We start from the raw sequence: 22080 nt of genomic DNA, 5'->3' as shown, positions 1-22080 counted from the left end.
GCCCCTCGACCCGGACCAGGGCAAGCCCTGGACTCGGGGTGGAAGAACTGCGCGATGCGCAGTTCTTCCAACAGGCCGGTGCAAGACCAGGAAGGCGCGTTGCACGCTGGCGACGGGCACGTTGCCTGTTGAATCGTCAGCGCCGCGGTCTCGATGGGCGGGGTCGTCGCTGGTTTTGACCTGGCCTGTTCGATGAACTGCGCGTTGCGCAGTTCATCGACCCCGGGTCCAGCCCCTGGCTGGTCCGGGTGCAGGGGCGGACAGCCCCTGCTGGGGCCTGGGGCAAAGCCCCAGCGCGGCGGCGTCGACCCGACACAGCTCGGGAAGGTCGAGGGACCTTCGCGCACGGAGCGCAACATCGACCGGGAGGTCCCGGGACCTTCGCGAACGGAGCGCAACATCGATCCGGGAAGCCCCGGGACCTTCGCGAACGGAGCGCAACATCGATCCGGGAAGCCCCGGGACCTGCGTGAACGGGTTCCCACACCGATCGGGAAGCCCCGGCACCTGCGGGAACGGGGTCGAAGACCGATGACGGAGGTCGCGGGACCTGCCCGCGCGGCGGAGAAGGGGTGAAAGACGCTGCGATGAACTGCGCATCGCGCAGTTCATCGTCCCGGGTCCAGCCCCTGGCTGGTCCGGGTGCAGGGGCGGACAGCCCCTGCTGGGGCCTGGGGCAACGCCCCAGCGCGGCGGCGTCAACATGAGACCAATGCTCAGCGCCTGGCCGTGCAATACGCGTGAGCTTAGGAGCCACGAATGGCTTCACGCCCCGTGCATCTCGTATTCGACCGACCGCCGCCCGAGCACCCGCCCAGATCTGTCGACGACCTGCACCTGCCAGCGCAAGTGCACCGTCTCGTAAAGGGAGAGCAGCACGCCCCACACCGTGTGCTTTCGCACGACGCGTGGATCGGCCCGCACGCGGAACGAGGGCGCGGTGTCATCGTTCGCCCCGAGCTCGACCGAACTGCTGGCGAGGATCTCGTCGTCGGCGTCGACGAGGTCGAGCCAAACCTCCGCGGGCGCGACCTGCCGGATCTCCTCGAGTTGAACCTGTACGAGGACGCTGAGGCCTCTTCCCAGGCTCACCTCGATGACACTCGGGGTTGCCTCGTCCTGCTCCGCGTCCTCCGGCCACCGTGACGACCTAGAAACCTTGCTCCGGCTGTGCGCCTGAGCCTTCGTCGCGAAGTACGTCTTCGGATCGCGCATGATCATCCACCCGGCCCCGTCGGGCCTCGGAAGGACCGCCCAGCCCTGCGCTGGGTGCGGATCCCCCTCACTCGTCTCCATGTGTTGACGACCCGGCTTGTTTAAAAAAATCGAGCGGGTGCTGCGAGAAAGGTGGGATGGTGTGGGCACATGGGGCTGCGTGGGCACCCTGTTGCCGGGCGCGTCGATGGCATGTGCTTCCCGGATGATCAACCCATCGGGCTCGCGTCGGGCCAGAGAAAGGTGGCAAGGAACGCCCGAAGGTCCTCCGTCGGCAAGCTCGGATCGAGAGGGAGGGCGCCAATCCCGCCCCAGATCGGAATGTCCTTTCCCTCGGCGTAGGTCACGGTTCTGGAACCTGGGTACAGGACGAACGCCCCGACGGCTTCCCGAATGGCATCGCGGTACGTGTGCATCTTGTAGAGATCCTCGCGCGCCACGGTTCGATCCCAATCGGATGGATCCTGGTCCTCCAGTTCGTCCAGGCGGTCGCCCTCGAACTTGAGTTTTGCATCGAAGATCAGCGCCTCCCAACCGCTCGATCGCTCTACGCGCACCACGATGTCGGGTCGAAGTGTCACCGAATAGGAACCCGATCGCCGCCGATAACTCGGGTTGTAGACCAATTCGACCTGGCCGTCCTGATAGCGGAGCTTCGCCGACCACGGGACCCTCCGTCTTTCTTCCTCGGTCACCGCCAGGTTTGCGCTTCCGGGCTTGCCGAGGAGCACGTCGAGAACGCGCTTCACCTCGAAGAAACACCACAATTCGTACAGGAGCGCTCCATCCTTCAGGTCGAGCAATGCTTGCCAACGATGTCGATCCTCGGCGAGCGCCGAGGAGAGCGAGAGCCGCAGGAAGTGCCCGAGGAATTCACGGTAACCTTCCCGGCGCTGAAGAACCGAGGATTGCAGCGGGACCATCTGCAACGGGCCGACCTCGCGCAGGAAGTCGAAGGAAAGCATCCAGTCGAGCTCCTCTCGCATGACGCGCACGTCGGTCCGGAGGTCGGGGTTCATGGTCTCGCGCCCTTCGAAGGCTCTCACGAGCTCCGAGGCAAACTGGAGCACGTGCAGCACGAGTCGATTCTCGTGTGTATCGAAGCTCTCCATTCGCGCGGACACGAGAACCTCCGCGGGAAACGTCGACCCGGGCAGCCGACGCCCGAGTCCCGTGCGCGAAAGGCTCGACCCAGCCGGAATGGGGACGAGACGTTCCGGATGGCTGGCCACGCCGAGGAGGCCCGAAGGGCCAAGGCTCGACGCGCGTGCAACCGGAGACCATTTCGGCTCGGCCTCCATGCACCGATGCGGAACACGTGCGATCTGGAGAAAGTGCCCGAGGAGCCCGTCTCCACGGTCGACACGCCGCATGATGTGCCGGAGGTACGCAAGCGCGTGGTAACGCACATCCGCGGACGCCGCGAGGTCGTCACGCGCGAAGGGCAGCGCGGTTGGCGACCCGTAATCGAAAGCGAGATCGGCCACGTCGGCGACCACGCCATCGAGCATCCTGGAAAACGCCGTCTCCGTCAGCTTGGCGTGCTGGACGCGAAAACGTAGCCCGCCCATCTCGGCGAGACCGACGTAGTTCTGGAAGTAGAGCGTTCCGAGCCGTCCCTCGCTGAGAGGCTGCACTTGGAGCACCGGCTCGTGGGGGACCAGCGCCGTTTCGGACCGGATGACGTACCGCCGCTGATCGTGGATCGCGAACACACCGGAAGCGTCCTGCTCGACCGCCCGGCCGCTCTTCGCCTCGCAGATCCGAATGCTCGACGCGTCCAGGGCCATCGCCGTCATTCGATGAAGGAAACGAAGCCCTGGGATCGCAGCTTTCGCAACATGCGGGCGAGCTTCTTGGCCGAGCGGGGCATGACAGGCTTCTGCGCCTCGGCACCACCGGGCGGCGCGACGGCGCCATTTTGCCGAAGCGCCCGCTCGATCCTGTCGAATTCCAGGTCGCCGTAGGGAACGTCCGAATCTTTTCCGAAGAGCGTGAAGAGCAAGATGCGGAAGAGGGGCCCGAGCAGCTTCTGTTTCGAACCGTGGAGCTTCGGCAAGAGCTTCTGGAGCACCTGGAGATCGAGTGCGTCCTCCACCGCGCCGGGTCCGATGGCCGCCATCGCGTGTTCGATGTAGAGCGCCATTTCATTCGCGACCCGGTAGCCGAAGTGCAGGTTTTCCTCGGCGAGCATATGGTTCAGCGCCACCAGTGTGTCGCGAACCTTCTGTGGAGCCCTCAGGAAATGCTCTTGCCGAGCGACCGTGGTCGCGCCAAGGGGCACGCGTCCGTCGCGCAACACGAAGCCGGAAGAGGCGCCATCTTGACCGTAACCTGGCAGATCCACCTCGTTGAACTCGATCACGTTGGCACGGTCGAGGACCTTCGGCGAGAACATGTGTGTCGTCTCGTCGATGTTGACCGTGCCCGTGATGTACACGTTGGCCGGCACTTCGAGTTTCGGGGGCACCATCTGCACGCCGTCGAAGTGGAGCGAGCAGGCCGCGATTTCATCACGCGTCGCCTTGCACGAGGCGCAGCGTTCCGGCTGCTTTCCGGTCTCCGGTTTGGCCATCGGCAAGCATCGAGGCTGGTCGTGCAGGTGGAGCGCTTCCTGCCGAAGCTCGTTCTCCTGGAGGGTGCGGGATTCCATCGCGGAGAGCAGATCGGCGAAGTAGTGCTCGACGCGCGCCAGGTTCATCTCGTCGAGGATCACGAAGTGGGGCTCGGTCCGGTCGCGGTGCGCCCGGAGAAGGAGGCTCAGGAAAGGCCGCAAGGCGTACGCCTCGGTCAGCACGTTGTAAAAGCCGAGCACCTCTTTCCCGTCGAGCCAATCGGGGCGGACCGAAATGAACTCGTGGCGGCGGACCTCCTCGGATCCAGCCCATTCCGCGACCGCCTGAGCGAGCTTCGTTTTTCCGGTTCCACTGATGCCGGACAGGATGACGAAAGGCTTGGTTCTGAAGGAAAGGAGGTACGTCGTGACGAGCTCCGCGGGAAAGTGGAGCCCCCGGGAGCGAAGGTGGTCGTAGATGCTCGCGCGTGTTGCGTCGGGCTCCGGGGGGAACAGCGTCGCGTAGAGGGACGGAGAAATTTCGGCGACCGTCGTCACCCAGCTCTCTTGTCTGGGGATCTCACGCTCCTCGATATCGAACCAGCGCACGGCCAGACAATTGGCGAATTCGCCCCGGTCGGCTCGAAATTCGGCAGGCCCGAGCACCGTACCACGCCCCACGATCTTCGATTGCCCTCGATTGGCGACGATGATGTCGCCGGGCTTGATGTCACGCGTGAAGGCCCAGACTTGACGGACGTTCGCATGGGCTTCGCTTTCGGTGTAACCGAAAACCTTGGCGAGCTGCGCCGAGAGCTCCTCTTTTGATGCGTAGGCCCGAGGATCACCGGCCTCCCCCCACCCGATGGCGATGAGTCCGACGCCGAGGTTTTCGTTCCAGAACTGGGCATTCCGGCCCGGAGCAACCTTCCAGTAGCGGCGCGTCGTCGTCGATCCCTCGAAGACTCCGGCCTCGTCGTCGTCCTCCTCGGGATCGTCGATCCCCCGCATACTCGTGTCGTAGACCGGGTTCGGAAGGGAAGGGCGGTTCAGCGTCTCGCGCAAGTAAGCAAGGACTCCAGGAGAATGACTGGAGAAAAATGGCGTCTGCCCGGCTGTTCTGGCCGCCGCGTCGAGGAATCGCATGTACGCGTCCTCGATGCGAGGGCGCACTTCCCCGAGAAGGGACGCATGAAACTGGCATTTTACGACGCCAGGGAGCGCCTTGAAGGGGCCCAACCATTCCACCCGCGGGTCCAAAAACGCACGCAGCTCCAGCGTCAGATCCGCTTCGGGAAGACCGAGCCAGATTCGTCCTTGGTAGATGCCCAGGCCGAGGCAACGCCCGACGTTGAAGTGAATCTTCTTGGAGATTCGCAACGTCACGCCCCAGCGAGCTTCGCCGCGGTCGTGGGCCCGCTCGATGGCATCGGCGAGGAACGTCAAACACGCCGTTCGCACCGCGGGATCCGGCAGAAGCAGCTCGAATCGTTCACGCGCGAACGCGGCATCCTTTCGCTGCTCGACCCGCACATCGGCTGCCTTTCCGCGCTGACGTTCGTTTCCGATCCGTACGCGATCGCTCCCACCCCCTTCGAGAAGCGTTGTCTGGATGTCACGCGCCAAGCGGCGAACGACCCCGGGACTACCAGCCAGGGTATCCCAAATGGGCCGCCCGTCCCCCCCGACACCAGCGTCTTCCGATGAACCGTCTTCGAGGCTCCGGAAATCATCGAGCCGCCACTCGATCTCCTCGGTGGAGCGATCCAGCAGCCGAGCGAGCTTTCCGATCTCCGCAGCACGAGCCTGCGGGGCGGAAACTTTGTTCTCGAAGTAAAGACCAAGCGCGAGGATGGTTTCCTCTCGCTTCCATGCACTGCTCCGCCCCTGGACGAGTTGCAGGACGCGCGCCCACTGCTCGTCCGTGATCTTGAATATCGTCCCCGATGCTTGCCGGATGATGTGCATCTTCGACAGCACCGGATCCACCATGCATTGCGATCGCAGCAGCGGGTAGAGGTACATCCTCCGCGTGAACCGCAGGCGGAGTCGAGGCTTTTCCTGGGTATCGTCGTCCTTGCCGGCGCCCACCCAGTACGAAGCGAACCTCGGGTCCTCCGGCATTTTCGTGGGAGCGGACGTCACCTTGCCGAACGCATACCCTCCGCTCCTCGGCCCGGACAGCCACAGGAGGACCTCGTCTCCGACCTGCACCTGATCGGCATACTGGTTCGCGGTCCAGGTGATCTCGTCGAAATCGATCCCCGCCTGAAGGATATTGTAGCGTGACGGATTGGCTTGGAGCGCCCAGTAGGCCATGCGGAGCTCATCCTACCGATCCCGAAGGCGAACGTCACGTATGTGAACTAGCGGCCGACCCACGAAATCCTCTACCATCCCCCCTGCTTGCGCATCCTCTTCGATCCCGACTTCGATCACGGCACCTGGCCCGGTCCTCGCGGCGCCGCCGATGCCATCGCCGGAGCCGCCTGGCTCGGCCCCGAGGGGTTCCTCGCGCTTCTCGAAACCCACCTCGGTCTCGCCACGCCACACGCCTCCCTCGCCGATCGCGCGGCCGAGCTCGTTCCGCGCCTCTTTCGCGAAGACCACTTTTACGGAGCCTCGGCCAAGACCGACCCCTGGGCCACGGCCCACCGGCTGCTCGCGTGGCGGGATCATCTCTGGGAGCACGGCTGGCGTGGCGAGCGGCTCGGGCAGCGGCGCCTCGGAGAGCTCGCCGAGGTGACCCTGGGCCTCCCGCCGGGCCCCGCCGAGCGCATCGAACGCGTCTCCGGCTGGCTCGAGGGGCGATCCGTCGATGTCGAAGAGGTGCGGCTCCTCGTCCCCAAGGCGACACTCTCCGCTGCGTGGCAGCGGGTCCTCGCGCCGCTCGAAAGGGCAGGGGTACGTATCGTCTCGGAGCCCCTCTCCGACGCCCAGGCCGCCGGAAACCTCGCCGCGGTGCGGGGAGAAGGCGCCCAGATCACGCCCGGCGATCCGAGCCTCCAGCTCGTCCGCTGCCATGGGCCACGCGAGGGCGCACGGATGCTCGCCGCCGCGCTCGCCGCCGATCCGGGACTCGGGCAGACGCTTTTCATCGGGCCGGATGGAATCCTCGACGAAGCCCTGGCCGAGTTCGGCTTGCCCACGCTCGGCGCGAGCTCGGCGCACGACGCCGGCGCGCTCGCCGCCCTTCTCCCGCTGACGCTTCAGCTCGCCTGGGGCCCGGTCGATCCTCAGCTCGCGCTCGATTGGCTCACGCTGCCGGATCATCCCCTCGACCGGACCGTGGCGGCGCGCCTGGCCGCGACGCTCGAGGTCTGGCCCGCCGTGGGAAATCCCCTCTGGCGCGCAGTCTCGAACGAGGTGCCCGGCGGCGAATCCTTTCGGGCGATCCTCGACACCGTCTTCGTGCCCATTGCCGATCGCCACGCCCAGATCCGCGTCCACGACCTCTTGCCTCGCGTCGAGCTCCTCGAACGCTGGGCGAGCCTTCATGCCGCGACGAGCCCGGCGCACGCGCTCGTCGTGGCGCAGGCCGAAGCATTGCGTGGCCGGTTCGAGCTCGCCGAGCTGCGCCGGCTCTCGCCGCCGAGGCTCGACGCGGTGCTTGCGAGCGTCGTCGGCAACGGCGCGGCGATGCGCAGGCCCGCGCTGTCGGGGTATGCGGGCGTGGGCCTGCCCGGAGGCGTGGCCGGCCCGGCGCGGCGTATCGTCTGGTGGAACTTCCACGACGCCGGCTCGCGACGTTCCCACGTCTCCCTCCGGGCCTCGGAGCGACAGGCCCTCGCGTCGATCGGTGTGTTTTTGCCCTCGCTCGGCGACGAAACACGCGCCGCGGCGGCGCGGGCGCGGAGGCCTCTCCACCAGGCCGAAGAGACGTTGATCCTCGTTGCGCCGCACCAGGACGAGATCGGGGAGGCGAGGCCCCTGCACCCGCTCTGGGACGAGATCGCGGGCCGGCTCCACGACGGACGGTATCGAAGGCACCTGCATTTCGAGGCGCCAACGCTGGGCAAACCCGCCGCACGAACGACGGTCGTCGTGACCCGAGCCGAGCGTCCGTCCCGCGAGCATCACGCCTCGCGGCCCCCTTCGCCGCGGCCCGCGGAGTCGCCTTCGAGCCTCCAGAAGCTCCTCGGATGCTCGTTCTGCTACGCGCTCGACTACATGGGCCGGATCCGTCCCCGCACCTCGCCCCGCCTCGTGGTCGAGAGCCGCTTGCATGGCCTGCTCGCGCACGAGGTGCTGGCGGCGGCGTCTCGCGAGGGCGTTTTTCCGAGCGAATCGGAAGGCGACGCGCGGCAAGCCACGCTCGCGATCCTGGACCGCCTGCTCCCGACCCATGCGGCGTTGCTTCTCCTGCACGGCCACCAGCAGGAGCTCTTGCTCCTGCGAGACGCCGTCGGCGGCGCGGCCGCTCTTCTCGCCCGCGTGATGCATGCCGAGGGGCTGCGGATCCACACCGTGGAGCAGGAGATCCGCGCGGAGCTCGGCCCGGGGGTCCTTCGCGGCACGCCCGATCTCGTGCTCGAAGATCCTCGGAAACGCCTGGTGCTCCTGGATTTCAAGTGGTCGGGCGAGGCCTACCGCCGCGGAGAGTTACGCGGCGCCACGTCGCTCCAGCTCGCGGCGTATGCGATGCTCCTCGGCCGCGCGGGCCACGAGATCCGCTCGCTCGGTTATCTCATCCTGCGCAGCCAGCGGCTCCTCGTGCGCGGCGCCGCGATCGCGTTCGCCGAGCAGATCCGGCCCGAGCTGCTCGACGAAACCTGGACCGCGACGGAGCACGCCTGGGCCCGTCGCACTGCGGAGCTGTCCCGCGGCGAGATCCAGGCCGACGGCGTCGCGACCGAACGGCATACGCCGCTCCGCGAGGCACGTGTCGATCGCGGTCACCTCCTCCTGCCGGCCCCGTGCACGTACTGCAAGCTCGACCTGCTCTGCGGGCGGGAGAACCGCGCATGACGAAGGGGCGCATCGACATCGTCTCGGCGAGCGCCGGCAGCGGCAAGACCACGCGCCTCGCGCGCGAGCTCGAGCACGCGGTCACGGAGCTCGGCATCGCGCCCGATCGTATCGTCGCGACGACCTTCACGCGCAAGGCCGCCGCGGAGCTCGTGGGTCGAGGCCGCGACTTCCTGCTCCGCAAAGGACGCCCGGACGACGCCGAGCTCTTCCGCGCCGCGCGCATCGGCACGGTGAACGCCGTGGCCGGCATGCTGGTCTCCGAGTTCGCCTTCGAGGCCGGGGTCTCCCCCGAGCTCATCGTGCTCGACGAAACGCGCGCCGAGGAGACGTTCCGTCGCAGCTTCGGGGACGTCGTCTCGCGTGACGACCTGGCCGAGCTCGCGCGTTTGTCCGGGTGCTTCGACGAATTTCCGTGGCCATCGATCGTCCGGCAGATCGCCGACGATGCCCGAATGAACCGCATCTCGCTCGACGCCCTCGACGGCGACCGGGAGCGAAGTGTCCGCGGGTTCTTCGAGCTCTTCGACGAGCCCACGGAGCGGGGCGACGTCCTCGATGCTCGACTCGAGGCGGCCCTCGACACGGCCATCACGCGCCTGCGCGAGAAAATCACGCAGGGCGCCGATCCCACGAAAAAGTCCGCCGAGACGCTCGCCGCCTACGAGCGCGCCAAGGATCACCTCCGGGCGCAACGCTCCTTGCCGTGGCCCTCCTGGGTCGAGCTCGCCCACCTCGCCGCGGCGAGCAAGTCGGATGCGGCCTGCGAAGAGGTCCGCCGCGCGGCCGGCGTGCTCCTCCGGCATCCGACGTTCCGCGAGGACAACGAGCTCGCGATTCGCCTCTGCTTCGACCTCGCGCGGCGCTCGCTCGCCGCCTACCAGCGGTTCAAGTCGGCCCGCCGCGCGATCGATTTCATCGACCAGGAGACGATCGCGCTCGCGCTGCTCGATCGCGAGGACGTGAAGGAGGTCCTCGCCGAGGAGGTGTCCCTCGTCCTCGTCGACGAGTTCCAGGACAGTAGCCCCCTCGAACTCGCCCTGTTCCTCGCCCTCGCCCGCATCGCGCCGCGCAGCGTGTGGGTCGGCGATCAGAAGCAGGCCATTTACGGGTTTCGCGGCGCCGATCCCTCCCTCATGGAGGCCGTGATCGCCGAGGTCCTCCACGGAAAGGAGCCCGAGACGCTCTCCGTGGGCCGGAGAAGCCGGGCGCCGCTGGTGCACCTCACGAACGCGCTCTTCGTGCCGCCTTTCGGGGAGGCGGGCCTCTCGGCTGCGCGCGTCGCCCTCGAACCGGCGATCCCCGAGGATGCCGAGCGGCTCGGGCCTTGTGTCGAGCGGTGGCGGCTCGACCTCCCGAGCGGCTCGGGCGCAGCCGCCGAGCTGGCTCTCTCCATGCGCCACCTCCTCGACGACCCGTCGGTGTACGTGCGCGGCGAGGAGGGCGCTCCGCGGCGGGTTCGTCCGGGGGACATCGCCGTCCTCTGCCGGCGCCGCGAGACCTGCCTCGCGGTCGCGACCGCTCTCGGCAAGGTCGACATCGCTGCCGAGGTCGCGCTCGGTGGCCTGCTCGGCACGCCGGAGGGCCGCGCGGCCTCGGCAGGCCTCGGGCTCTGGGTTCATCCCGACGACATGCTCGCCCGGGCGGAGCTCGCGCGTTTGACCGAGCCCGGCGCCGCATCCATCGACATCCTTCTGCGAGGCGACGATCCGGATCGATGGCGCGACGTGGATCCCATCGCGCGCTTGCTCGGGGCGCGCGACGTTTCCCCGTTCGCGGGGGCGCTCGAGGCCTTCGACGCCGTCGCGCGTGCCCTTCGCCTCGACGACCTCGTGGCGCGCTGGGGCCGCGGCAAGCAGGGCCTTGCCAACCTCGACGCGCTTCGCGCCCATGCCGTCACGTTCGTGCGACTCGCGCGCCACCGCGGCGGCGCGGCTTCCCCGGCGGCGCTCGTCGCGTATCTCGAAGGACTCGCCGAGAGCCTGGAAGACGCCCAGGCCACGCCCGGTGGGGGCCATGCCGTCTCCATCACGACGTGGCATGCCGCGAAAGGCCTGGAATGGCCCATCGTCGTTCTTTACGAGCTCGACGGCACGTTCTCGCGCAGCGCGCTCGGCGTGCACGTCGACGATCGCCGCGGGCGCGGACCGCTCCTGCAAGCGCCCCTCGCGGGACGCACGATCCGATACTGGCCGTCTCCGCTTCGCTTCCAGCGCTCGCCGCTGACCGAGCGCCTCCGCGCCCATCCGATCGCAGCCGAGGCCTCCGAAAACGCCGTCCGCGAGGAGCTGCGCCTGCTCTACGTCGGCTTCACCCGGGCCCGGGATCGTCTGGTGCTCGCGAGCAGCCGGGATCTCTCGGAGGGCACGCTCCGCCTGTTCACCCGCGGCGGCGGCGCGCCCCTTGCCGAACCGATGCCCGCCCGTTCGCGGGAAGGCGTCTCCCTCGTCTCGGTCGATTGGGGTGGACGGCAAACGAGCGTCGCCGTGCGCCGTCCTGCGCCCCGTGCGTCGCTCGTCTCCTCGCAGGCCGACCCGGCCCACGCGGAGATCCTCGATCGCCCGTCGCCCCGCACGTATGCCCCCGCCTTGCTGGCCCCGTCGAACCTCGAAGGGCAGGGGAGTGTCCTCGACATCGAGCGGATCGGCCCACGCGTATCGGCCCGCGCGACCGTCGATCCCGCGGCGCTCGGGAGCGCGGTCCACGCGTTCCTCGCGTCCGATCGCCCCGGCCTCGACGAGGACGATCGCGCCGAGCTCGCGGCTCGCCTCCTCGACGCGTGGGGCGTCGCCGAGGCCCTCCCGGTCGAGGACGTGCTCGCCCTGGGTCGCCGGTTCTCCGATTGGCTCGGCACGCGCTGGCCCGGTGCGATCCTGCGCCGCGAGTGGCCCGTGGAGCACCGGCTCGCCGCGGGGACGCTCGTGCGGGGCAAGCTCGATTTGCTGGTGATGGCGGGCGAGACACTCGTCGTCATCGACCACAAGGTCGTGCTCGCGGGCGAGCTCGACGCCCTGGAGGAGATCCGAGGCGCCCACGGACAGCTCCGAGCCTACGCCGATGCGCTCCTCGCGGCCGGTGCAGCATCCGTGCAGGTGAGGGTGCACTTGCCGCTCGCCGGCCTCGTGGCGCGGCTCGGCTGATCACGGCACCTCGACCACCCGCCTCGCCAGAAATCGCAACTCGAGCTCCTCCGGCAAGCACGGCTGGAACTTCGACAGCGGCTCCCGCGCGCACGACGCCGCGAACCTCACGGCATCCGCCTCCGTCACCGCCCCCGGCGCCCGGAGCGCGCGGATCGCCTCCCGCACCGCCGCCCCCGATCGCGCCGCACCCCCGCGCACCTTGATCGCCATGTTCCCCGGCACCACCAGCGATCCCAACCGCTCCTCCAGGAGCTTCGCGAGCAGGTTGTTCGCTCGTCCCCCGAGGAACGTGTGCCACACGATCTCCCCGGCCGACTCCATCACCGGCATCGCCTCGTCCGCGAGAAACACATTCGCCGCCCGCTCAGCCCGCATCGCTTCCCGCGCGCGCTTCGTCCACCACGGATCCTCGGCCTCGTCGAGGAGCGTCCGCCGAAGCTCCTCGCAGATCCGCCGTGCGATGAGCCGCGGCGGCCCCATCCAGTTCAGGTGCCGCCCCTCCGGCGCCGGCGCCACCTCGCAGAGCCCCTTTTTCCAGTCGATATGCGTGATCTGCCAGGCCTTGCCTCCCAGCACGAACGAGCTCGCGGGCGGCAGCGATTGCACGAAAAACGCATCCACCGTCCCCACCTCGCGCGGCCCCCAGAAGACCTGGAGCAAGGCCTGTGCCTCGAAGATCGCATACAGCGCCTGGAAGTTTCGCCGCGCATACAGCGCCTCGCCCCTCGGCCCCAGGATCAGGCGCCCATCCGCGGCCACCACGATCCCCTCCGAGAGCATCCGCCCGAGGAGCATCTCCCGCTCCCGCTCCGTCACCTCCGAAAAACACACAGCCCCCGCGACCCACGCCCACCAATCCGCGATCGGCACGCCGCCTTCCTGCAGGCAAAGCGCCAGGATCTGCTGCGCCAGCACGTGAAACGCCGCCCGCTCCGGCCGCACGGGCTCCACGTATCCGCTCTTCCAGAGCCGCAAGAGCGCCGCCGACAGCGCGAGCTCGCTCTCCTTCGTACACAAGAACGTCGCCCGTTGCTTCGTCCCCGCTCGCCGCCCCGCGCGCCCGATCCTTTGCAGAAAACTGGCCACGCTCGGCGGCGCGTCCACCTGGTAGACCACGTCCAGATCGCCGACGTCGATGCCGAGCTCCATCGTCGACGTCGCCACGATCACGCAATCGCTCCCCGATTCGAACGCCTGCTCCGCCCGCCGCCGCTCGTCCGCCGAGAGCGACGAATGCATCAGGAACGTCGTCACGCCCGCCCCTTGCAGCGCCTCGCCGAGCTGCTCCACGCGCCGCCGGCTGTCCACGAACGCGAGCCGCTTCTTCCCAGGGTCGAGCCCCGCAATCACCTTCGCCGCATTGGGCACGCTCGCCACCCAGTCGAGATGGACCTCCGCCGCGGAGGGCGGCTTCGGCGGATCGACGAGCCGCCCCTTGCGACGGCTCGTACCGCCGAGCCACGCGAGGATCTCCAGCGGATTGCCCACCGTCGCCGAAAGACCGATGCGCTGGAGATCCCTCCCTGCATGCCTCTGCAATCGCTCGAGCAGCGAGACGAGGTGCGCGCCGCGGTCGTCCCCCGCGAACGCATGCACCTCGTCGATCACCACCGCCTGGAGCGCCCGAAAGAGCCGCTCGCTCGGCACCCGGCTCGATACGAGCATCACCTCCAGCGACTCGGGCGTCGTCATCAAGATGTCGGCCGGATCCTGCGTGAATCGCCCCCGCTCGTTTGCGCCGATGTCGCCGTGCCATTTGAACACGCGTCGCGACAGCATCCCGGCGAGCTTCGTGAGCCGCGGCTCCTGGTTGTTCAGAAGCGCCTTGATCGGGCTCAGGTAAAGCACGCTCGGCGCGCCCCAACCCTCGCCGTGCATCCGCGAGAGCAGCGGCAAGAACGCCGCCTCCGTCTTTCCGCCCGCCGTCGGCGCGAGCACCACGCAGTTGTCGCCGTCCAGGATCGCGTGCGCCGTCAGCTCCTGCACCGGCCGGAGCCCTGAAAAGCCGAGCGTGTGGACGATGTGGTAACGGACCGCCGCGCCGAGGCGCTCGAAGGCGCTCTCGTTCGCGTCAGCCATCGTCCTCGCCCCGCAGATTCAGCACGATGTCGTCCGGGCTCCGCGCGATCCCCGCGGCCGTGGCTTCCTCCGCCGTCATCTCGGCCGCCGCGATCCGCGGGTCGAGGTGCTCCCGCGGCTCGAAGTCCTCGAATTGATCCACCCGATCGAGCAATCGATCCACGAGCTTTTTCAAGAACAGCCGCGGCGCGATCCCCGTCCGCTGCCCGAGCTTGCCGGCCACGTTTCGCGCGAAGGCCCGGAGCACGTCGTCCGTCACCTTCGCCCGGATCCGCTCGGGGTGGTCGGCCGGGTAAAGCTCTCGCACGCGCTTGCCCACCTCCACGAGCCGCTCCTCGTTGAACGGCAAGAGACGCACCTGCACCGCGCGCGGGTTGTCGAAGCGGCTGTCTTCGTCGAAATCGGTATGCAGCCGCGCGGCGAGCGGCGGGAGGCGCTGCACGCCCTGCGGTCCATCGTAAAACGCGGGCGTCCCCGTGATCACGAGGTACAGCCCCGGATAATCGCCCCGCCCGATCGCGTCGAGGAGCTGCCGCAAGGCATTCAGGCTTTTCTCGCGGCTGTCGCCGCGCACCCGTTGAATGGTCTCCACCTCGTCGAGCACGAGCACGAGCCCCGGCCGCCCCGTCTGCTTCAGGAGCAGCAACAAGCCCCGCAAAAACGCGAGCGCTCCCGTGTGATCGAGGTCGGCCTTCAGGTTCGCCTTCCGCTTGACCGTCGCCGCCACGTGCGGCTGCCCCATCAGCCACGCGACGAGCCCCTCGAACGTCGCTTCGTCCTCTTCGAGCCGCGCTCGATGCGCCGCGCGCAGCGCCGACGAGAACGCCGGTTGATCCTCGGCCACCACGCGCAGTCGTTCTTCGAGAAGGAGCGCCACGCGCTCGTGCATCCGCGCCGGATCCGCGCCGAGGCCCGGCTCGGTGGCGAGCGCTTCCTCCTCTAGATCAAAAAACCAGCGCTCGACGAGCTGCCGGAATGCCCCGCGATCACGCTCCTTCGTCCGCAGGTGCTCGAGCGCGCGTCGGTACACCGTCTCCAGCCGGTAGAGCGGCGTATCCACCTCGCTCACCTGCACCTCGGTGACGGCCATGTCGAGCGCGAGCGCCCTCGCCGCGAAGTACCGCGAGAAGAACGTCTTTCCCGTCCCGTAATCGCCCCGCACCGCCTTCACGCGGCTCCGGCCTGCCGCGCACTCGGAGAGCTCCTCGCCGATGGTCTTCTCGAATCGATCGAGACCCACCGCGAGCCATTCGAGCCCCTTGTCCGGCACCGTGCCCGTTCGCAGCGCGTGGAGGATGTCCTTGCGGCGCGCCTTCGAAGGAAGCTCGAGCTCAGCCATGGCCGTCCTCCAGGAAGATCACGCGGAGCCGCTCGGCGTCGAGCGTGATGATCTGCCCCTTCGAATCCATCTCGACGACCGGCTCCTGATCCACGTTGAGCACCCGTTCGAGCTTCGACAGGAACCCCGGCACCCGCACGCCCTTGCCCGCCGTGTCGATACCGAGCGCCACCGCAAAGGGATCCCGCGCCATGCGGCCGCCTCGCCGCACGAGCAGCTCGATGGCCTTCTGGCAATGCGGCCGATCCGGCTCGGGGATCTGCTTGATCTGCTCCTTGTAGAGCGGCGATCGGAAAAGCGCGACGACGAGCTCCGGCGGCGCCTCCGGGGGTGGAGGCTCGAAGGGCAGGGAAACCTGCGCCGTCTTCTTCGTGGGGGCCGGCGGCGGCGTCGCGACCTCGCGCGGGGGCGGAGGCGGTGCCGGGGCTTTGACCTCGCGCTCGACGCGGCTCACCTCCCGGGTCCAGAACGCCGGCGGTTCGAGCGGGGAGACGTCGACGTCGAGCCCCTCCAGCGTGGGCAAGAGCCCCCGCGGCGCGAGCAGCACCGCCGGCGCGACGACCTCCCCGAGGCTCGCGCCCCCGTGCTCGCCCGCGTGCAGCACCGGCGTGTACCGGATCGCCTCGTGGACGGCGACGGCCACGCGATCCACCCCCTTCACCCCGGCGAGCGCCCCCACGGGCAGCTCGATCTCGTCCGGCGCCGCGGCCTCCTCGGCCCGCAGGAAGCGATGCCGTGCGCCGCGATCCATCCCCTCCGGATCCTTGCCGCCCGTGCGCACCGCGGCCCCGACGAAGCGCTGCCAGTTCACGTTCCCGTGATCACTCACGAGCAGCACCAGCCGTCCCGTATCCTCGGCCGCCTTGAGCAGCTCCTTGAGGGGCAGGATGTGCTCCACGGAGAGCGTCACCCGGAGCTGCACCGAGCCCTTGAGCTGGTCATCGATGGCGTTCACCACCACGGCCACGATTCGCTCGTCCCCCCGCACCCGCCGGTTCGCGTCATCGGAGAGCCCCCCGCCTTCGCCGAGCACGTCGCCTCGCAAGAGCACGACCGGGTTCTCGTTCATCTGCCGGATCGTCGCGTGCTTTGCCAGCCGCTCGCCGTCCCGCGTGGTGTCCAGCGGCTCGCCCGGCAAGAGGGCTCGACCGGCGAACAGCGCGCTCCGGGACAGGCGCGTGATCGTGGGCACGTGCGCGAGGACGGCCGCGCGTGGCCCGCGCGAAACAGGCACGAACGAGGTGCGGGCGATCGAACCCCAGAGCTCCGCCAGGTTCGCCCAGCTCATCCCGTCCATGCAGAGCACGAGCAGCTTGAGCTCCTCGCTTCGCGCGAGGACCACGAGCCCCATCCTCGCGAGGACCTCCTCGATGGGCAGGACCTGCTGATGGCGCCCCTCGACGCGCACCATCCCGGAGAGCGCCCCGCGATCGCCCCGCGGGCCGAGGACACGCGCATACGCCGCGGCGAACCGTGCATCGAGCGCGTCGCGAACGCGGTCCACCGCGGCGATGAGCCCGAAGAGACCTTTCCCGAGCGGGCCGGCCCCATCGTCGCGCGCCACTTGCCTCGCCCAATCCACCCAGCCGCCTGCCCCGGCCTGGAAGGTCGAAAGCCGGACGACCTCCGCGTGCGGCGCCTCGACGGGGCCGCTTTGCGCCACTGGCTCCCCCAGGAACGCGGCGAGCCGCGTGGCCATCTCGACCTGGTCCCTGAGCCGCGGTTCTCCCCGGGCCCCGTCGTGCGCGAGCAGATCGGCCGCGGTCCGGTCCACCACGTCCATCACGCCCGGCTTGTCGGGCGCGGCGACGGCCGCGTCGATGGCCTCGAGGAACACCTTGCACCGGTGCGCGAACACGAACGGCAGCCGATCCGATCCGAGCGCGAGGGGCCGCAAATGCTCCAGCGCGAGCAGCGTCTCCGCTTCCCCGACGATCGCGCGCCGCAGCGGATCGTGCGCCTGCCCCTCCAGCTTCGGCCAGAAAAGCGGCACCAGGTACCCGAGATCTACGAGCGCCTTCGCGAGCCCCGGCGCCCCCTCCTTGGCCTGTTGCAGCGGCAGAAGCGGGTGCCCCGCGACCTGCCGCACGCGCATCTCGAGGACCGTCATGAGCAGCGCGAACGACTGGCTCGTCCGATCTCCCAGCGCCGCGCGCGCGGCTTCCCCCACGACGGCCATCGCCGCGAGCTCCACGGCCGCATCGTCGAGCCAGGCCGCGACGATCCACCGCGCGCTCGCCCCGAGCCGCCGGTCGAGCACCTGCCCGAGCTCCTCGCGCGCCCCCTTGACCTCCGCGAGCACCGCCGCGAGGGATTTTCCGCGCCTTTCCCGGTCGAGCAGCACCGCCGCGAACGCTTGCGCTTCCGTCGGGACGGCCTCGAGCCCCAATCGGTTCCGCAAGAGGACGAGCCAGGCGTCGTCGAGATCGATGCTCGGCGCCTCGCCCTGCGCGTACGTCCGTGTGCCCTCCCGCTGCGCCACGAGCCGGAGCTTGCTCCCGCGCATGCGCGGCGTGCAGCTCTTGGCCCCGAAGCGCCGCGGCAGAAGCGACTCGATCTGCGGCCAGAACAGCCGCCCTCCGGCCAGGCTCGCCTCGATGTCCCGCGGCAGCCGCCGCGAGAACGAGACCACGTACGCCGTCGGCTCCTCCTCTTTGGCCAGCTTCTGCCGCAGATCGAGCTCGCCTGACGTCGCCACGATCCGGAAGCGCGTGGATTCTCCGCCCACCACGACGTCGACCGTCGCCCCGTCGTCCGCCTTGTCCGCGAGCCGCGCGAAGAGCGCCGATCGCCGCGCCCGACGCGGCTTCTGGTGCAGGAGATCGAGCTCTTTTTTGATGTGCTCGCGCGTGAGCGCGGGCGCCTCGGGCACCTCGCTCGCCGTCACGGAGTCTCGTCTCCGTCGACGATTTCGATGGTGACGCGCAGGCGTTTTCCGGCGGACAGGCGCTCGCGCAACACGAGGAGGAGTTGATCGGCGTCGGCCGGAGTTTTCAGGAGGACGGGGGCGTCGATTGTCGTGGGACGATCCTCACCCCCAACGCCTCTCCTTGAAGGGAGAGAGGCGACGGGCGCCGTTTCGTTGCGGGGAGGGTTGAACATCTGCGGCGGCGGTTGCGGCGGCTGGGGTTGCACCGGAGGAGCGGCGAACAGAAGCCGCGTGATCCGCGCCCCCTCCTGCTCCAGCGCCGGCCGCAGCGCCACCACGTTCTCGTTCTGCACGAGCGCCATGAGCACCTTGTCCATCGCGGCCGCGACGTCGCTCCGACGTGCCGGATCCACCGAAAGGTTCTGCCCCCCGGCGATCGGCGCCTTCAGGCTCTCGTTCCGCAGCGTCTCCAGGAGCGCCTCGATTCGCCGCGACCCCGTCATGTGCGTGATCGCCGTCGTCCGCGCCGCGTCCCAGGGCAGCCGCCCGAGCGCCTCGACGACCCGCGCCGACTCGTCCCCGGCCGAAAGCACCGCCGTCACGAGATCCCGGATCGCCCCGAGCGTCGCGCCCCGCGGCGTCGACTCCACCGGCTCCTTGCAGCCCGCAAGCCTCTGCCACTCCTCCAGGAACACGAGCGCTTCCGCCACCCGGCTCGTCTCGATCTCGGCCGCTGCCTTCCTTGCCTTCGCCGCGAGATCGTCCACCCGCTGCGGCGTCAGCGCCTTGCCCAGGGTCACCCCCAAAAGCTCCGCCGCCCGCAGCGCCGCTTGCCACGTCTCCTGTCCCGGCAGCTCCACCGGCACGAGCGCGAGATCATTGGCGAGCTTGCCAATCAGCCCCTCCACCACGTGCCCGTGCGCCATGAGCCGCAGCGGCTTCGCGGCGGCCTTCGCGTAGGCGAGGACCAGAAAATCCTCCACCTCCCGCGCGAGGTCCATCAATCCCTCTGGATCGATTGCCGCGCGCACGGCCCCCACGGAAAGCGTCCCCTTGTTCTGGGCGAGGTTCTTCGCCATCGCATCGAGGATCCCGCCTGCGTACGTCGCCTCCTCCTCGATGACCCGCACGACGCTCAGGTGCTCGGCCGCCGCAATGGCGCGCAGATCGTCGATCTGCGCCCGGTCGAAGCGCGCCCTCCGTTCGGGCGTGTCGAGCAGCCGGCCCACGAGATCGAGCACCCCCTCGATCCGTGCTCGCGTGGGCACCTTCGTGAAGACCGGATGCCGCGGTGCCCGCGCTTCGAGCGCCTGCTTCACGATGGCCTCGAGGGATTGCTCGAAAAGTCCGTCCGCCGGCACCGACAGCCGCGTCTCGTGCCGCAGCAGATACGCCCGATGCTCCGGGGCGAGCCCCGGTGCGAGATGCGCATCGAACGTGTGCGTCACGCCATATGCGCTGGCCAGCGCATTCTCGATCTGCGCCCGCTTGTGCGCCTGCTGCTGCTCCAGCGTCCCGCGCACACGCCCGAGCTCGTCCAGGCTGATCCATGGCACACGCGCGGCGAGATCCTTGTCCTGGAGCGGCAAGAGCCCGTCGAGAATGCAGAGGTCCGCGAGCACCTGCCGCGTGTCCTCGTCGATGAACGCCGGCAGCCAGACCACCGTCGGCAATCCGCGCTCCGCATCCTGCCCCGAAAGGCCGTCGAGGAAATCACGAAGACGCTCCTCGTCATGCCGCGGGCTGTGACCGACCTCGTCGAAGGGGTAATCGACGAGCACCCGAAGATCCTCGCCCTCCGCGGGCTGGAACGCATGCTCGTTCACGAGCCGGATGTTGTCGTAGACGAACCCGATGCGCCATTTTCGCCCGCGCCACTCGATCACCCGGCTGCCCGTCTGATCCTCCAGTTTCACGCCCATGCGCTCGAAGAGGATCTGCCGTACGCGGATGCGCCTGCGCTGCTCGTTGTCGAGATCGCGGCAATAGTCGAGGATGCGGCGCACGTCGATGACGTCGAGGATGCAGCGCACGGCGGGGTTCGCCGCCCCCTCGACGTGCACGGCAGGCGTCACGCCCGAGAGCTCGCGCACGAGGTTCGCGGCCATGGCCGGCTCCTGGTTCGGCACCTTCGACTTGAGCGTGCCGCTGTTCAGGTACACCAGGCTCTGCGCCGTCAGGTTCTTGAGGACGGGCGTATTGGGCACGAGCCCCTGGAGCAGCACCGTCTTTGCAATCCGCGTCTGCGTGCGGCATACCGCCTCGGGGCACCCCGAGCAGCCGAGGCGGGCATCGAATTCCTCACGGAGGAGCTGGCACTTCTCGGGGCTCGCCGTCTTGTTCTTCTTGCGGATGTGCGGGAGCAGGTCGTTCTCGTAAATGCGCCGGGCCTGCTCGTAGAGCTTCTGGATCGCCGGGAGATCACTCGCCTGACCGTGCGCCACGACGTCGAAGAGGTCGCCGACGGGCACGACCTTGCCGAGCTCGAAATCGGGCAGGTATCGCACGAGCAGATTGGTGAGCTCGCGGAGCGCCGTCCGGTCCCGCTGGAGCGTCGCCGAGAGGGCCACCATGACCTCGACGAGCGCGGGGGAGAACGGATAGACGCGCCGAAAATCGTCCACGTCGCCCTGGTTGCCATTGAGCTGCCGGAAGTCGGACGAAAAGGCGCGCTTGTACGCCTCGAAGGCCCGGTCGATCTCCGCCTTCGCCTCGGGCCCCGCGCTCCGGAGGACGCGCTTTTCGATGATGCGCGGCAGATCCTTGTCTTCGAGCGAGATCGTCTCGAAGCGGTCCTTCCAGAACGAGAGCTGATCGCGGAAGATCACCTCGTCCCGGCCGACCGTCAATTTGCCGACCATCTCCGAGAGATCCCGCTGCCGGGCCGCGAACGTCAAGAAGGGCAGGGCCGGCGGGTAATCGCCATGCTCGACGAGCGTGGAGACCTTGGGCGTTTCGAGGGCGAGTTTTTTCGGGTCCTGGAAGGTCGAAAGCCAGAGGACGAGCTCGTCGAGGAACAGGATCACGCCCTCGTAGCCGAGCCGCGCGAGGTGCTCGGCGAGGATCTGCAGGCCCGGCCCGAGCTTCACGAGGTCGGCGCCCGCCGCCATTCCTTCGAGCCACGGCGTCTTCGCGAGCTCGCCGGCGAGCGCGCGCGCCTCCGCCGATCCGGGCAGCTCCATGGCCGCCTCGAACCGCGCGCGGTCCCAGCCCCCGAGCTCGCCCCAGTCGTCGCCGCCACTCTTGTTCGAGGGGAACGCCGCGAAGAACTTCTCGTCGCCGAGGTCTTCGAGCAGGCGTTTGGCGCTCGCGAAGAGCTTCTGCACCTCGAAGAGGGCCGGCGCCGGGGCGTCGGGGTGCAGTCGGGCGAGCTCCTCGACGGCCGCGCCGAGGACGATCTCCTCCAGGGTGCGGGCCTGGCGGCTGATGCACTGGACGTGGAGGCGGAAGAGCTTCTTGCCGATGACGCCGGGGGAGAACTGCTTTCGCTGGGCCTCGAGCTCGGGGTGGAGCGCGTAGACGGCCTTCTCGTCGGCGACGAGCAGGCTGAGCACGTTCATGAAATGGGACTTGCCGCAACCGAAGCTGCCGTGAATCCAGGTGAAGACGCTGCGCCGGTCCTCGATGCCGCGGCGGACGTTGTCGAGGGCGCGGTCGAGGTTCCGCGCGATGGAAGGGGTGACCTGGTAGTCGACGAGGGTGCGCTGGATACGTTCGGCCGTGGCAGCGCGGTCGATCTGGTGGACGAAGTCGACGGTCTTGACGTCGTCGGGGAGCTGGAAATAGCGGCGAAGCGGGGTGGGAGGCATGGTCGGGCAAAACGCTGGGCGTTCGGGGGCGGGAGTGTACGCGGGGGGACAGGGCAGGGGGAAGAAGTTTGTTGGGGTCGGGTCGCGTGGAGGCTGGGTGCCGC

Annotated in this window: 9 protein-coding genes; 2 read left to right on the top strand and 7 right to left on the bottom strand. The window is 68.8% G+C overall.

The window, feature by feature from the left end:
• Window positions 1–765: 765 nt before the first annotated feature.
• The 3 genes from KEG57_RS48990 to KEG57_RS48980 form a co-directional block, all read right to left on the bottom strand.
• The gene (locus KEG57_RS48990; protein ID WP_272424513.1) at window positions 766–1215 is read right to left on the bottom strand and encodes a hypothetical protein; all 450 of its coding nucleotides are present in this window, start codon (window positions 1213–1215) and stop codon (window positions 766–768) included.
• Window positions 1216–1424: 209 nt separating this feature from the next.
• Window positions 1425–3014, bottom strand: a complete 1590-nt coding sequence (locus KEG57_RS48985) for a DUF2357 domain-containing protein (RefSeq protein ID WP_272459827.1) — start codon at window positions 3012–3014, stop codon at window positions 1425–1427.
• A complete protein-coding gene (locus tag KEG57_RS48980) occupies window positions 3011–6088 on the bottom strand; it encodes a DUF8727 domain-containing protein (RefSeq protein ID WP_272424510.1) in 3078 nt (1025 codons plus the stop codon). Before KEG57_RS48980 ends, KEG57_RS48985 begins: the two co-directional genes overlap by 4 nt.
• Window positions 6089–6175: 87 nt before the next feature.
• Here KEG57_RS48980 and KEG57_RS48975 point away from each other — a divergent pair, with 87 nt between their 5' ends.
• Window positions 6176–8737 carry a PD-(D/E)XK nuclease family protein gene (locus KEG57_RS48975; protein ID WP_272459826.1) on the top strand — a complete coding sequence of 854 codons (2562 nt, stop codon included), beginning with the start codon at window positions 6176–6178 and terminating at the stop codon, window positions 8735–8737.
• Complete coding sequence (locus KEG57_RS48970; protein WP_272424507.1) at window positions 8734–11877, top strand: UvrD-helicase domain-containing protein; 3144 nt, start codon at window positions 8734–8736, stop codon at window positions 11875–11877. The genes KEG57_RS48975 and KEG57_RS48970 overlap by 4 nt, the downstream gene beginning before the upstream one ends.
• Here the strand turns inward: KEG57_RS48970 and KEG57_RS48965 are convergent, their stop codons facing one another.
• Genes KEG57_RS48965 through KEG57_RS48950 form a run of 4 tightly spaced genes read right to left on the bottom strand, consistent with a single transcriptional unit; the run spans window position 11878 to window position 21976 of the window.
• Window positions 11878–13959: a DEAD/DEAH box helicase gene (locus tag KEG57_RS48965; protein ID WP_272424506.1), complete on the bottom strand. Its 2082-nt coding sequence runs from the start codon at window positions 13957–13959 to the stop codon at window positions 11878–11880.
• On the bottom strand, window positions 13952–15298 hold the full coding sequence (brxD, locus tag KEG57_RS48960; RefSeq protein ID WP_272459825.1) for a BREX system ATP-binding protein BrxD: 1347 nt from the start codon (window positions 15296–15298) through the stop codon (window positions 13952–13954). Before brxD ends, KEG57_RS48965 begins: the two co-directional genes overlap by 8 nt.
• Complete coding sequence (pglZ, locus tag KEG57_RS48955; protein ID WP_272459824.1) at window positions 15291–18185, bottom strand: BREX-2 system phosphatase PglZ; 2895 nt, start codon at window positions 18183–18185, stop codon at window positions 15291–15293. Before pglZ ends, brxD begins: the two co-directional genes overlap by 8 nt.
• The gene (locus KEG57_RS48950; RefSeq protein WP_272459823.1) at window positions 18182–21976 is read right to left on the bottom strand and encodes a DUF6079 family protein; all 3795 of its coding nucleotides are present in this window, start codon (window positions 21974–21976) and stop codon (window positions 18182–18184) included. The genes pglZ and KEG57_RS48950 overlap by 4 nt, the downstream gene beginning before the upstream one ends.
• Window positions 21977–22080 lie beyond the last annotated feature (104 nt).

This window comes from Polyangium jinanense (assembly GCF_028435365.1).
This window is presented reverse-complemented; position numbering and strand designations above follow the sequence as displayed.